The following is a 12902-nucleotide window of genomic DNA, read 5'->3' on the forward strand; positions in this document are numbered from 1 at the left end:
CCCTACCTGGAGGAAAATTACATGAACACTGGACTTCTTGGCGCCGCATCTGTTGCGGCCGCACTACTCGCCTGCACAGCCGCCATGGCTCAGCAGGGCGACGGCACGGAAGTCCAGATCACTACCAACGTCTTCAAACCCAACAAGGTGCAGCCGACCAGCGACCGGATCGCCCAGCTAAAACTGCCAGAGGGTTTTACGGTCGAACCGTTCGCGCAGGGGCTCGGCAATAGCCGAATTATTGCCGTCTCCGAGCAAGGCTTTGTCTATGTCAGCCGCCGCGAAGAAGGCGACGTGCTGCTGCTGAAGGATGAAGACGGTGACGGCAGGGCCGATAAGCCGCCGGTACAGGTTGTGGCGCGCGCCCAGGCCCACGGCCTGGCGATCAAAGGCAACAAGCTCTATCTCGTGACCGTCAAGGAAGTCTTCGTCGCCGACATCAAGCCGGATGGCACGCTCGGTCCGCTGGAGATGATTATCGGTGACCTGCCGGACTCCGGCCAGCACCCGAACCGCGTCATGGCCTTCGGCCCAGACGGCATGCTTTATATCAGCGTCGGCTCGACCTGCAATGCCTGCAACGAGAGCAATGCGGAGAACGCAACGATGCTGCGGGCAACGCCTGACGGCAAGAGCCGGACGATCTTCGCGTCAGGTCTGCGCAACACGATCGGCTTCGACTGGAACCGTCAGACCGGCGAACTCTGGGGTCTCGATCATGGCATCGACCTGCTGGGAGACGAGGTTCAGCCCGAAGAGCTCAACAAGCTGGAACAGGGCAAGCAATACGGCTGGCCGCACGTCTACGGCAAAGGCGATATCTACCCGCAGTCGACGCCTGTCGGTGGCCTGACGAAAGAACAGTGGCGCGACCAGAGCGTGCCTATGGTGCTCGGCTACACCGCGCACGCTGCGCCCATGCAGATGAAGTTCTATAGCGGCACATCTTTCCCGGCGGAATATGCCGGCGATGCATTCGCTACGATGCGCGGTTCCTGGAACCGCAATCCGGCGTCCGGTTACGAGATCGTCCGCATCCACTTCGAAAACGGCCAGCCGAAATCGATCGAGCCGTTTCTCACCGGTTTCCTGACCGATGGCGGCAAGACGCATTTCGCCCGCCCGGTCGGCCTGGCGGTCGCCAAGGACGGATCGCTGCTGATGGCGGATGACGCTAATGGCGTGATCTATCGCGTCGCCTATACGGGAAGTGCCCAGAAGGTGACGGAACAGAAAGCGGCTCCCGCAGACGTGATGGAAGCGCAGGCTGCCAAAGGTGTCGGCGTGCCTCTGGCAAAGGACCGGCCCGAGACGGACGCTAAGGGCGCGCTCAAAGTTTCGTCGACCGCGTTTGCCATGGGTGGTGCCATTCCGATGAAGCACAGCGAATATGCCGATGGCGTGTCGCCAGCGCTCCGTTGGGATGCGGTACCCGGCGCGGTCTCTTATGCGATCATCATGGAAGATCCGGACTCCAAGCCGATCAAACCGTTCGTCCATTGGGTCGCGTGGAATATTCCTTCGACCGTCACCAGTCTTCCGGAGGGGTTGCAAGAGCAACTCCGCCTTATGGAACCTGAAGGTGTTCTGCAGGGGCGCAACAGTTCCGGGACCCACGGCTATTTCGGGCAAAAGCCTCCGGTAGGGGATGCCGAGCACCACTATCATTTCCAGGTACTGGCGCTGGACTCGATGCTCGACATTCCGCCGACCTCCGATCGCGACGCATTCCTGGCAGCCGCTTCCGGGCATGTCCTGGCCAAGGGCGAACTGGTCGGCCTTTATCAGCAGAAGATCGAGCCGCCAAAGCAGTAAACGGCAAGCCGGATCAACCCCGTTTTCGATAGGAAATCCCATGTTCGTGTCATTGATGAAATTCCGGGCCGTTGGCCTCGCCGTTGTTCTGCTCTCCTCCGCCGCCGCGGCCCAAGCTCAACAGGCCCAGGCCGATCCGCAGATGCAGGCCGTACTCGACGCGATGAAGGCGCTTGATGCCAAGCCATTGCACACACTGAGCGTGATGGACGCCCGCACGCAGTCAAGTGCCGCCGATGCAGCGCGCACCGTTCAGCGTGACAAGAAGATCTCCCCTTTGCCTGAGGCGAAGATCGCAACCAAGGACATTGCAATCCCGAATGCCGCCGGAGCCCTGCCGGCGCGCGTCTATATTCCCGAGGGCAAGGGCCCTTTCCCGGTCGTGCTCTATTTCCACGGCGGCGGCTGGGTTGTGGCCGACATCAACACCTATGATGCGACGCCGCGTGCCCTGGCACTTGGCGCCAAAGCAATCGTTGTATCGGCTGACTATCATCATGCCCCGGAGAGCAAATTCCCGGCGCAACATGACGACGCTTGGGCGGCCTATACCTGGACTGTCGAAAATATTCACACGCTAAACGGCGATGCCAGCCGGATCGCGGTGGCCGGCGAAAGTGCCGGCGCCAACCTTGCTGCCAATGTCGCGTTGATGGCGAAGGAAAAGAAAACCATGATGCCTGTGCACCAGCTCCTCGTCTATCCGATCGCTGGCAACGACATGAATACTCCATCCTACCAGGAGAACGCCAACGCTTCGCCGCTCGGCAAGGCCGACATGGAGTGGTTCGTGGCGAACGTCTTCAAATCCAAGGACCAGACGTCGGATCCACGGATCAATCTCGTCGGACGCGGTGATTTGAACGGGCTCCCGGGCGCAACGGTAGTCACGGCGCAGATCGATCCGCTGCGTTCCGAGGGTCAGGCCTACGCCGACAAGATGAAGGCAGCGGGCGTCGCCGTGAACCTCATCAACGTCGACGGCGTCACGCACGAATTCTTCGGCATGGCCAAGGTTGTGGACAAAGCCAAAACTGCCGTCGACGCCGCGAATGCCGATCTCCTCAAAGCCTTTGCCAAGAGCAAGTGACCAGTCGCCAAGGAGCGCATCCATGAAATTGACAACCCTACAGCTCGCGGCTTTCGCCGTGACCCTCACTGTCCAACCGCTAATGGCGCAGGAGATGAAAGCGAAACCGGCCGGAGACGCCGTGCCGATGATGGCCATGGACAAGCCGACCTTCGTCAGGATGGTGACAAGTTCGAACGAGTTTGAAATTCGTTCCAGCGAACTGGCGAAGCAAAACGCCGATCAGGCCGGCATCAAGATGGCGGCCGACATGATCATCACCGACCACAAAAAGGCCGGTGACAAGCTGAAGGCAACGCTCGACGCCAAGGGCGCAACCACAGAGCCCGTCAAGCTTGCACCCAAGCACCAGAAGATGCTCGATCAACTTCAGGGTGCCAAAGGCAAGGACTTCGATACGCTTTATCTCGACATGCAGGCGCAGGCCCATATGGAGGCGGTCGGTCTGTTCAGGACTTATGCGGGCTCCGGCGATGATCAGTCGCTTGTGGGATTTGCCAAGGAAACGCTACCAAGCCTTGAGACCCATCTTGGCCATGTGATCATGCTGATTGCCGAGCAGTGATTGCCGCTATGCGCCAGCGTTCGCCGATTACGGCCTGGCGGCATCGACGACAGACGACGGCGTACCGTTAGGTAGCGCGCCGCCCGATTAGGCTCGCAGCAACCATGATGAGTTGCGCCGTCTGAAGTTCTCACGTTCGATCAAAAACGGCGAACAAATCTCCAGAACCGGCCTTGTCATGATATTGCTTATTCTACGGCGAGCTGAGCGTCCGTCGCTCTCATCCAGGCGAAGGCCCTTGCGACCATGATCGTTGATCATTGTGCTCTGGCAAATCTCGGAGAAGTGGTCGCCGTCAGCATGATCAATCCTTATCAGTTGTTCGCAGTCCGCCAGATCGTGTCAGTTACCCGTTCGCGCGCTTCGGTGGCGGCCCTCCCAGGAAACGATCCCCTCTCGCCAGAGTGCCGGAACAGAGAGTAGCGCGCCTAATAGATGAGGAAACCATCACGGGGCGAGGGGTCCAGTCTTTTAGCCGCGCTCGGTTGACGTTAGGTCATTGCCTCAACCTCGATTGTCACATCCATCGACAGGAAGGCGTCCGTCGCGCCCGTGAAACTCCCCGAAACCGGAACGGCCGAGGCGATGTCGCGGGTCACGGCCACCGGGATGAGGTTGGCGCTGCCCATGCTGCAGTTTGTCGGATCGAATGTGATCCAGCCCGCGCCCGGAACGAAGACCTCAGCCCAGGCATGGGTTGATCCACCGTTAACCGAGCCGGTGAGTGAACTGTCTGGATTGAACAGATAGCCCGAGACGATGCGGGCACCGAAGCCAAGGCTGCGGACCGTTTCGACGAACAGCACTGCAAAATCTCTGCAGGAGCCCCAACCCCGATCAAGAGTGATCAGCGGAGTTTGTGTGCCTTCCTCTTCTCGGCTTTGATAGGAAATAGACGATGCGATACCCAGACTGATATCTTTGAGAAGCGACAGGGTATCGGTCGGCGTGCTAGCGACGAAGCCGCGCGCCCATGTCGCAAGCCGGCCGTCGACATCTTCATACTGTTGAACAGCAAGCACTCCGAGGTCAGTCCAGTCGTTTTCTGCATACAAGAAAGGATAGTTGATAGCGGAAGCCGCAATGTCGAAAACGGGCCAGGCCGACGCGGTCAGATCGACGGTTGCCGAGCTGTCCACCACGAGACTGTCGCTGCGCATCTGAAATGTCGCTGACGCGATCGCATTGCCGAACACGTCGTTCGACCAGTTTAGTTCAGCGTGAGGCGACGTCGAAACCTCGTGACTAAGCAGCCTCAACTCCCGGCCCTCGCGGGGCCTGAGCATAAGCCGGTGCGGCGACAGCGACACGTTTTTTCGAAACCTGTAGCTCGTACGGTGGCGAATACTGATCATCGGCATTGAAACAGACCCCTCATGGCTGATGGTGTAGACACTGCCTTGGCCTTGGATGAGCTTAGTCCGTGTCTGGGGCTAAGCAAATTACCGCATTAGTCCGGCCGCGCGCAGCGCATCGTTGATCACCTTGCCGACACCCCGATCGTCTCGACCTTCGGTTTGATGAGCCAAGCCTGGTTTTGCATATGTCATTGCCTTGGCGATAACAGACTCGATGCCTGACGGCGCCGAACTGTGCGCCACTCCAGGGCTAGTCACGCCTTCGGCTAGCGCGACATCGGCCTCATCGGCAAGGCCCCAGGACATGGCAATGCGTGCGGTCGACGAAATGCCTGCCTCCAGCATAAACGGCCCGGGATTTCCAAATGGCGCTTTCGCGTTAAACGACAAAGGAACACCATGGGCCATGCCCTTGATGAGATTGACCTCCATGACTTCATTGCCGTTTTCATCGCGCCAAACCCTGCGGCTATGGCCATTGATGGACTCGATCAAATCCGGTGTGTCGGAAATACGGTGCACGCTGGCCCACTGACGGGCGATCTGCTCGGCATTGATGGGCTTGACTGTCTGGTCATGCGTTCCGTGCCAAACCGAGATGCTAGGCCAAGGTCCGCGGCGCGTCGCTGCCGTGGTAAGGGCCGCCTGCAGCTGGCTAGCACTTGGCGCGTTCTGGCCGCGCATTCGTTCGAAGGCCTGTCCCACACCTGAAGCGGTTCCATAAGGCAGCCCGCCGACGATCGCGCCGCCCGCGAACAATTCGGGATAGGTCGCCAGCATGACGTTCGCCATCGCGCCTCCGGCCGACAGTCCGGTGATGAAGATCCGACCGGGATCTATCCCGTGCGCCTCTATGACGTGTCCGATCATCTCCCGGATTGAAAGCGCCTCCCCGGCATCGCGCCGGATGTCGCCCGGCTCGAACCAGTTGAAACACAGATTGGCGTTATTGGCCCTCTGCTGCTCCGGGAAGAGGACCGCAAATCCCTTCTCTTCCGCCAGCTTTGACCAGCTAGATCCGTGGTCGTAGGTCGCCGCATTTTGCGTACAACCGTGCAAGACGACGACGAGCGGCGTTTTGGGCGCCAGAATGGTCGGCAGATAGAGCCAGCATCTGAGCGTACCGGGATTCGAACCGAAGTTCTTCAGCTCGATCAGTTGGCGTGAATTTTTGTGTTGCGGCACATCCGTCTCCTTGGCCCGTCGTGGGCGCGAGGATTACATATGGGAATGAATGTTGCGCCGCACAAACTTATTCATGTGAGAGGCTCTATAGGTGCTAGGAATTTCAGAGCTCTTGTCTCGCAACAGATGCAATACCAGCCGCCTGACGAAACGAGATCAACCGCCGGCTCTTTTCGTCCCAAAGAACCAGCTTCACGCATCGCAGGCTTTGCCACAGCGTAATTCTGCCGATCTCGCCCAGTTCCGGATGGTTTCGAAGGACCTCGGGCAGGCGATAGTAGGGGACCTTGCTCGAGAGGTGGTGCACATGGTGGATACCGATATTGCCGGTCAGCCAGCGCAGTGGAAGCGGCAGATCGTAGTGGGATGCACCGTGCAAGGCGGCTTTTGGAAACTGCCATTCCGGCTCTTTCGACCAGTGCGTCTCCTCAAATTGATGCTGCACGTAGAAAAGCCAGACGCCGACAGACCCTGCCAGGAGGACGATTGGCAGGTGAACGACGAAAAAGGATAGCGGGCCGATTGCCCAGATCAGCAGTCCAGCGATCACAACGACCGCGACGTTGGTGGCCATCGTCGACATCCAAGGAAGCATGCCGTCGCGCATCATGCCCGTCGGCAGACGTTGCTGAAACAGGAAGAGCCAGGCCGGGCCGATGCCGAACATCACCAGCGGATGCCGGTAGAGGCGATAACCAATCCGGCCCCACCGGGACCGTGCATGATATTCCGCCACGGTGAGAGTAGTGATGTCGCCAACGCCGCGCTCATCGAGATTGCCGGCCGAGGCGTGATGGGTGGCGTGCGCCCTGCGCCAGTAGTCATAGGGTGTCAGCGTGAGGACGCCGAGAACACGGCCTGTCCAGTCATCGAAACGCCGCCGGGCGAAGAAGGAGCCGTGGCCGCAGTCGTGCTGGATCATGAACAGCCGCAGCAGGAACCCGGCCGCCGGGACGACCAGGATCAAGCCCCACCAGAAGCCGTAATGGACCGCCAGCCAGGTCAGCGTCCAGAAGAAGGCGAACGGAATGGCTGTGACCGCCAGCTCGAACACGCTGCGGCCCGCATTCGGCGTGCGATATCTGGCGAGGATTTTTAGCCAGGCTCTTTCGTCAGGGGTTTCCCGGACAGGATAGGTCGATTGCGCGTTCATTGTTGTAGGCCGGCTTTCTGCAGGGCGGCCGTGCGATAAAAGTGCTCGGCGTGTTGATAGAGGTTTTCCGCCTCGACCCGATCGCCGGCTTGGGCGGTCTCACGCGCAAGAAGGATATATTGCTCATATCGCTTCGTCAGGCTCTGCGAGCTCGGATTTGGGAAAGAAACCGTGTTGCCACGTGCAGGCCTGCTGGTTGAGGGCCGGGAATTTCGGTGTGGTGAATTCAAGAACAGTCCAAGCCGTAATCAAGCTTGCTCCATAGCGTCGTAAAGGGGGGGAATAATTGACCGCGACTGAATGCAGGCGAACTCGCCAATCGGATCGCCGCCTCGGCGCGGCATCGCGGTCTATCGATTATGTATCCCGGCATTGCGGCCGTTTGATGTTGCGTGGAAACCTCTTTTAGCCCTGGGGGTCCGGTGACCGCGGCCGCACTTCTCTTTCCCGGCAACGCTGTATCCTGCGACCCGGCGCCGGCAGAGGCGTCAACAAAGGCCTTGTCCGATTAAGTTGAAGCTAAATCACATCTTTTCGGAACAGATTGTGCCGAGGGTGCTTACAGCTATGCACCGAAGGAGCCCTCAGCCAAATGTCTGACCCAATTGCGTTGGTCGTCGATGACGAGCCACTTATTCTCATGGACACGGCCGACATCGTCGCGTCCGCCGGGTATCACGTCATCGAGGCGCGCAGCGCCGATGAGGCATTTGAGCTCCTCGCCAAGTATCGCTCCGTGAAACTGCTGATGACCGACGTTCAGATGCCTGGCACGATGGACGGTCTGGCGCTCGCACGATATGTCGGCGAGCACTGGCCGGAGGTCCATGTCGTCGTCGCATCCGGCGCCGTCACGCCGAAAGACGACGAGCTTCCGCACGGCGCCCGGTTCCTCGGCAAGCCGCTCAACCAGGCACTCGTGCTTGAAACCCTGCAAGAGCTCGAAAGAGAAAGCGAACCCCGGCCGAAAGGCTGAGTGAGACGTTGGCATTGGCTTCATCAATCGCTACTTGTAGTCTCGGATCGCCCATCGCCGAGATCGGATCATTGCGACGGATTGCGATGAGGGTGATATGGACGAGCCTGACCGACATGATTTTCAATCGGACATAGACGCGATCTCTGAGATCGCCGCTGTTCCATCGATCCTCGAAGTCATCAGCGAGACGACCGGGATGGGCTTTGTGGCTGTAGCCCGGGTGACCGAAGGCAGGTGGGTTGCCTGCAAGGTGCTCGACGCCATCGATTTTGGCCTCAAGGAAGGTAGCGAACTCGTCGTTGAGACGACCATCTGTCACGAAATCACGGCCAGTCATGAAGCGGTGGCCATCGACGATGTCGCATCCAGCCCATACGCCGGGCACCATACGCCGCTCCAATACGGGTTTCAGAGCTATATATCCGTTCCCATCATTCAGAAAGACGGGACGCTATTTGGCACCTTGTGCGCGATCGACCCGAAGCCCGCGAAGGTCAACAATAAAAAGACGCTGACAATGTTTCGTCTCTTCGCCGAGATGATCGCCAATCATCTCGATGCGCGCATTCAGTTGCTTAAGTCCGAAGAGGACCTTCGACAGGAGATCGAAATCTCGAAAATACGAGAGCAGTTCGTTGCCATCCTCGGTCATGACCTGCGCAATCCCCTCGCCTCGATGGTGGCGGGAACCCGTATGCTCGCAAAGTCGCGGCTGGACGAAAGAGCCCAAACCGTCGTCCAGATGATGATCAAGAGTGCCGATCGCATGGCGAACCTGGTGGACAACGTCATGGACTTCGCACGTGGACGGTTAGGTGGCGGGATCTCTTTGACGCTGACGGACGCACCGCTCCAGCCTACCTTGGACCAGGTGGTGGAGGAAATGCGGAGCGTCTGGGCCGACCGCACCATCTACGCAGACTTCAAGGTCTCGTATCCGATGCGAATGGATCATCCACGTCTGGCGCAGATGTTTTCAAATCTGCTCGGAAACGCGCTAACTCACGGGTCGCCCGACACGCCAATCAAGATCGTGGCGGAAACGACCGATGAGGCTTTTGAGCTTTGGATTGCAAACGCCGGCGATCCCATTCCGGAAGATGCACTTGAGAGGCTGTTTCAACCGTTCACGCGGCCAGTGAGCCAGGGGTCCAAGGAGGGACTAGGTCTAGGTCTCTATATTGCGGCCCAAATCGCCGAAGCCCACGGTGGCACCCTGTCGGTGACATCGTCAGAGAAAGAGACGAGGTTCACGCTTCATGTGCCGGTCAAGCCGAATGTGGCTAATGCACCACCAAGGTGAAGCCAAAGTCGTGCATCGACAAGCCGCCACTCGGCGGCCGTAATAAAGCTGATCAGGCGGCTGTTAACGGTCTTGCCCCACTGATGCGATCAGTCCGGGAGCGAGCCGATCCAGATGAGCAAGAGTGTCTGCTAGCTCACGACCGAGTAGGGCCGGACTTCAAGGATCGACACTTCCTCCTGGCGAGCCGGCAACTCGAAAACGATCACGTCGCCGACCTTTGCTCCATCAATCGCACGCGCCAACGGCGCCGTCCAGGCGATCGCGCCAGACGTCGGATCGGCCTCATCCTCGCCGACGATGCTGAGTTCTTGTCGCGTGCCATCTCGCTCGATCGTCGCCGTAGTACCAAACTGCACGTGGTCGACAACCTGGGGCATCGGCACGATCTCCATGCTGGCCTTGCGCGCCTCCCAGTATCGCAGGTCACGGCTCAACGAAGATTGATTTTCTCCGAAGGAAGCTCGAGTCAAACGGTCCTTCAAGGATGCGATCTCGCCTTCGATCTTTGACGCTCCGGTTTCTGTCACGAGGTTACGCGCCTTGCTGACAGGCCTGTCCGGGACGCCAGGGATCGGGGCGTCGTCAAGTTCTTTGGTAAAGGCTCGGCTCATGGCGTTGATTCCAGCTATGTGCGACCACTGACTACACTTGGCCCATCAGTCGTCGCTGATCGACGGAAGGTGGATTTCGAGAAGACCGGGATATTGTTCCCGACCAGATCCCAGTTGCCTTCCTGGGTATATAGCTTAACGGCAAACCCGCGAACGTCGCGGGCAAGGTCGGCCGAGCCTTTATTGCCGGCGACGGTCGAGAAGCGCACGAAAGCTGGTGTCTTTTCGCCGGGGCGCTGGAAGAGGTCCGCCTTGGTGTAGGCGGCCAGCGACTCGTAGGTCTCAAAATAGCCGTGCGCACCGTAGCCACGCGCATGCACCACCCGCTCGGGAATGCGCTCGTGGTCGAAGTGGAAGATTTTCTCACGGAAATGGAAATCGTCGACGACCAGCGGGCCGCGTGCAGCGATACGCAAGGAATTTTGATCATCGGCGACGGGTCCACCTCGAGCCGTCGTCAGGACGGGTTGACCGTCTTCGGCGTACTGGTGCAGGTCACCGCCGGCGCCACGATGCAGCTTCTGGTCGTGGATGGTTGCCGTCGGAGACTTCGCGGGTCGAGAGGTGGGATTAGCTTTCTTGGCCATGTTGTGCTCCTTAAAGGGGACAAAGGTTTGCTCAATGCAAAAAAGGCCGCCCCGAAGGGCGGCCTGATGATCATAGATTTAGGCTCAGCTGACGCGCTTAATCGAGCCTTTGGCGCTGGCAGATTGTCCGCCGGTGCCTTTAACATTGGCAGATGCTTCTCCGAGCGCTGTGAGTTTTTGATCCGTGGCGATCTCTTCTTGCAGCGTGGCGTCGAGAAGGGTGACTGCCTCGTTCATGCCGAGCTGCACAGCCCAGGACTTCAGTGTCCCGTAGCGGGCGATCTCATAATGTTCGACGGCCTGAGCCGAGGAGATGAGGCCGGCATCGAGCGCTGCAGTGCCCTTATATTCTTCCATGATCTCTTCGCCTTCCGCGAGGATACCCTGGATGGCTTCGCAGGTCTTGCCGCGGGCAGGCTTGCCGATGAGTTCGAAGACCTGTTCAAGACGGGCGATCTGCTCCTGAGTTTCGTCGCGGTGCTGCAGGAAGCCCGCCTTGCCTTCTTCCGACTGTGCGGCACGCGCCATCTTCGGCAATGCCTTCAGGATCTGCTTTTCGGCGAAGTAAATGTCCTTGAGTGTATCAAGGAAAAGGTCGTTCAGGGTTTTTTCGGTAGCCATAGTGATCTCCTGTGGCGTTGGACGCGAACTATTTGCGCAATTGACTGGTTGTCAGGGGGCCGACCTCTGTTTGGAGGTCGATTCAATCCGGCCAAGCAAGGATCTTCGATCGGCAGAACTTTCAGGACGTAAGGTGCAACGCGCCTTTGAGTTCGCCTGATACGCCGATAACCAACGCGGGGCGCTCTTGTTCCCTCGAGATTGGCCGATGGTGTCGGTTGAGGATTCCGCCGTATGTTTGCCGTCCGCTAGGCGAACTCTCGGACTGAGCCTACGCGGCATTTTCCTCGATGGCATATCTGCGGCAATGCTGGAGGTAGGCCGCCTCGTGCGCGGCAACGAGATCGACCACGCTGTTCCACAGCCAAGACGGGGCGTCGAGAGCTTTCGAGCGATTGCGCTGAAGCTCTTCCAGCCATGAAGCGCGTTCGGCCGCATTCATTTGGCGCGCGTGGGCGATGCCGACGACATGCGCGAGGAATTCAGCCACCCCGAGGGCCTCGTCGCGCGTCAGCGTTTCGATCTCCAGCTTCAGGTCCTGCGGCAGCAGCTCGCGAATAAACACGGACTTGTCTAGGAAGGCAGCGCTTGCGATACGGCTACCAAGATAAGGAGACAGGTGCTTGGCTCCGGCGACAACACGTTCGCCATTGTCTGCGGGCATCTGAGCTTCGGCAGCATGCGGGGCAGTTGCCGCGATCGCCTCCTTGATATCCATCAGACAGTGCCGGCTCGACTTACCGCGTCCGACCTTGACGAGAACCGCGATCCGCAGCCGTCCGAGCGAACTGCAGCCTTTGCGCCAGTAGGCGGCATCCACGACTTTTACCCGATCATCCTCGCCAGTAGCTCTCAAGGCTGTCACCAGAGAGTGCAGCCGGTCGGTCTCAAATAGCGCGTTGACTGCTGCGCGTTCTTCGTCGGTCAAAGGCCAGAACCGTGTTCCCAAGGGGATCACAGGTTCGATGCCTTCGATCCGCTCGTCAGCCAGATGCCGCCATGAGCGCCGAGCCGCCTTTCGGATGACGAGCTTCACCATCTCCGGGACAGGCACTGCGTCGGACTGAGCCTCTAGCTCGGCCTCCGGAGCGAAAGCCGCCCCGTAGGCGTCCATGATCCGTTCCAGCATCAGTGCGGTCGTGACCCCGGGGAGATCGGAGCTTCGCGCGGCCATCGCAAGCGACAGGGACAGACGGACGAGATCATGCGCCGGGTTGCCGATGACCGTCTGATCCAGATCGCGGATCTGAACCGCCAGAGCGCCAGTCTTGCTTGCGACCGGCCCAAGATTGCCGACATGGCAGTCGCCGCAGATCCAGACCGGTGGGCCTTCGGGAAGTGGAGGCCGTTCTGAACCGTCCAGCCATTGATAAAAGCGGGCGGTGCTGCCCCTGACATACGCGTGGGCGGAAGCCGCCATCTTCCGGTTGCGATCGGCGATGAGATGCCTCATCCGATCGGCAGGCGGCACGAAATTCTTCATTTTGGGCAATCGGCTTCCTTTACTGTCCCCTCCGAATGAGGACCCGCACGAAAATCAACCGGGAGAGATAGTGTTCCATGCCGATACGATACGCCCGTCATTTTCCCGTCCGTCAGACTGCGATGAGCCCCCAAGTGATGATCGCGCGC

General features: G+C 59.3%; 12 protein-coding genes and 1 pseudogene. 5 read left to right on the forward strand and 8 right to left on the reverse strand.

What is annotated here, in order from left to right; translation table 11 throughout:
• Nucleotides 1-21 precede the first annotated feature (21 nt).
• Genes FHP24_RS25995 through FHP24_RS26005 form a run of 3 tightly spaced genes read left to right on the forward strand, consistent with a single transcriptional unit; the run spans nucleotide 22 to nucleotide 3470 of the window.
• Nucleotides 22-1815, forward strand: a complete 1794-nt coding sequence (locus FHP24_RS25995; protein WP_139679162.1) for a YbhB/YbcL family Raf kinase inhibitor-like protein — start codon at nucleotides 22-24, stop codon at nucleotides 1813-1815.
• 40 nt (nucleotides 1816-1855) lie between these two features.
• The gene (locus FHP24_RS26000) at nucleotides 1856-2905 is read left to right on the forward strand and encodes an alpha/beta hydrolase (RefSeq protein ID WP_180356128.1); all 1050 of its coding nucleotides are present in this window, start codon (nucleotides 1856-1858) and stop codon (nucleotides 2903-2905) included.
• Between the two features lie 22 nt (nucleotides 2906-2927).
• Nucleotides 2928-3470 carry a DUF4142 domain-containing protein gene (locus FHP24_RS26005; protein ID WP_180356129.1) on the forward strand — a complete coding sequence of 181 codons (543 nt, stop codon included), beginning with the start codon at nucleotides 2928-2930 and terminating at the stop codon, nucleotides 3468-3470.
• A 491-nt stretch (nucleotides 3471-3961) separates the two neighbouring features.
• Here FHP24_RS26005 and FHP24_RS26010 read toward each other — a convergent pair whose 3' ends face one another.
• The 4 genes from FHP24_RS26010 to FHP24_RS29465 all read right to left on the reverse strand — a co-directional run bounded on the left by FHP24_RS26010 (nucleotide 3962) and on the right by FHP24_RS29465 (nucleotide 7396).
• Entirely contained in the window at nucleotides 3962-4831 is an 870-nt protein-coding gene (locus FHP24_RS26010) for a transglutaminase family protein (RefSeq protein ID WP_139679164.1), read from the reverse strand.
• Between the two features lie 81 nt (nucleotides 4832-4912).
• Nucleotides 4913-6013 carry an extracellular catalytic domain type 1 short-chain-length polyhydroxyalkanoate depolymerase gene (locus FHP24_RS26015; protein WP_139679165.1) on the reverse strand — a complete coding sequence of 367 codons (1101 nt, stop codon included), beginning with the start codon at nucleotides 6011-6013 and terminating at the stop codon, nucleotides 4913-4915.
• Between the two features lie 103 nt (nucleotides 6014-6116).
• Complete coding sequence (locus tag FHP24_RS26020; protein WP_139679166.1) at nucleotides 6117-7166, reverse strand: fatty acid desaturase; 1050 nt, start codon at nucleotides 7164-7166, stop codon at nucleotides 6117-6119.
• A complete protein-coding gene (locus FHP24_RS29465) occupies nucleotides 7163-7396 on the reverse strand; it encodes a DUF4167 domain-containing protein (RefSeq protein WP_139679167.1) in 234 nt (77 codons plus the stop codon). The genes FHP24_RS26020 and FHP24_RS29465 overlap by 4 nt, the downstream gene beginning before the upstream one ends.
• Before the next feature lie 362 nt (nucleotides 7397-7758).
• On the opposite strand from FHP24_RS29465, the gene FHP24_RS26030 reads away from it, so the two are divergent.
• Both FHP24_RS26030 and FHP24_RS26035 read left to right on the forward strand, forming a co-directional pair.
• Nucleotides 7759-8142, forward strand: coding sequence for a response regulator (locus tag FHP24_RS26030; protein ID WP_139679168.1), 384 nt, complete (start codon nucleotides 7759-7761; stop codon nucleotides 8140-8142).
• A gap of 97 nt (nucleotides 8143-8239) precedes the next feature.
• Nucleotides 8240-9448 (forward strand): GAF domain-containing sensor histidine kinase, encoded by a 1209-nt coding sequence (locus FHP24_RS26035; RefSeq protein WP_139679169.1) that lies wholly within the window; start codon nucleotides 8240-8242, stop codon nucleotides 9446-9448.
• 131 nt (nucleotides 9449-9579) lie between these two features.
• On the opposite strand, the gene FHP24_RS26040 is transcribed toward FHP24_RS26035, so the two are convergent.
• From FHP24_RS26040 to FHP24_RS26055, 4 genes and pseudogenes are all read right to left on the reverse strand, one after another.
• Complete coding sequence (locus FHP24_RS26040; protein ID WP_139679170.1) at nucleotides 9580-10062, reverse strand: GreA/GreB family elongation factor; 483 nt, start codon at nucleotides 10060-10062, stop codon at nucleotides 9580-9582.
• A gap of 80 nt (nucleotides 10063-10142) precedes the next feature.
• Nucleotides 10143-10649: pseudogene (locus FHP24_RS26045) on the reverse strand (catalase); the annotation flags it as partial.
• A gap of 84 nt (nucleotides 10650-10733) precedes the next feature.
• A complete protein-coding gene (locus tag FHP24_RS26050) occupies nucleotides 10734-11270 on the reverse strand; it encodes a YciE/YciF ferroxidase family protein (RefSeq protein ID WP_139679171.1) in 537 nt (178 codons plus the stop codon).
• 271 nt (nucleotides 11271-11541) lie between these two features.
• A complete protein-coding gene (locus FHP24_RS26055; RefSeq protein WP_139679262.1) occupies nucleotides 11542-12753 on the reverse strand; it encodes a DUF2252 family protein in 1212 nt (403 codons plus the stop codon).
• Nucleotides 12754-12902 lie beyond the last annotated feature (149 nt).

The sequence above is a fragment of the Aliirhizobium smilacinae genome (assembly GCF_006335145.1).
Classification (GTDB): Bacteria; Pseudomonadota; Alphaproteobacteria; order Rhizobiales; family Rhizobiaceae; genus Neorhizobium; species Neorhizobium smilacinae.

Excerpts from the sequence above, each read along its gene's own strand:
- FHP24_RS25995 (WP_139679162.1), top strand. The coding sequence starts at position 22 with ATGAACACTGGACTTCTTGGCGCCGCATCTGTTGCGGCCGCACTACTC.
- FHP24_RS26000 (WP_180356128.1), top strand. The coding sequence starts at position 1,856 with ATGTTCGTGTCATTGATGAAATTCCGGGCCGTTGGCCTCGCCGTTGTT.
- FHP24_RS26005 (WP_180356129.1), top strand. The coding sequence starts at position 2,928 with ATGAAATTGACAACCCTACAGCTCGCGGCTTTCGCCGTGACCCTCACT.
- FHP24_RS26010 (WP_139679164.1), bottom strand. The coding sequence starts at position 4,831 with ATGCCGATGATCAGTATTCGCCACCGTACGAGCTACAGGTTTCGAAAA.
- FHP24_RS26020 (WP_139679166.1), bottom strand. The coding sequence starts at position 7,166 with ATGAACGCGCAATCGACCTATCCTGTCCGGGAAACCCCTGACGAAAGA.
- FHP24_RS26030 (WP_139679168.1), top strand. The coding sequence starts at position 7,759 with ATGTCTGACCCAATTGCGTTGGTCGTCGATGACGAGCCACTTATTCTC.
- FHP24_RS26035 (WP_139679169.1), top strand. The coding sequence starts at position 8,240 with ATGGACGAGCCTGACCGACATGATTTTCAATCGGACATAGACGCGATC.
- FHP24_RS26040 (WP_139679170.1), bottom strand. The coding sequence starts at position 10,062 with ATGAGCCGAGCCTTTACCAAAGAACTTGACGACGCCCCGATCCCTGGC.
- FHP24_RS26050 (WP_139679171.1), bottom strand. The coding sequence starts at position 11,270 with ATGGCTACCGAAAAAACCCTGAACGACCTTTTCCTTGATACACTCAAG.
- FHP24_RS26055 (WP_139679262.1), bottom strand. The coding sequence starts at position 12,753 with ATGAAGAATTTCGTGCCGCCTGCCGATCGGATGAGGCATCTCATCGCC.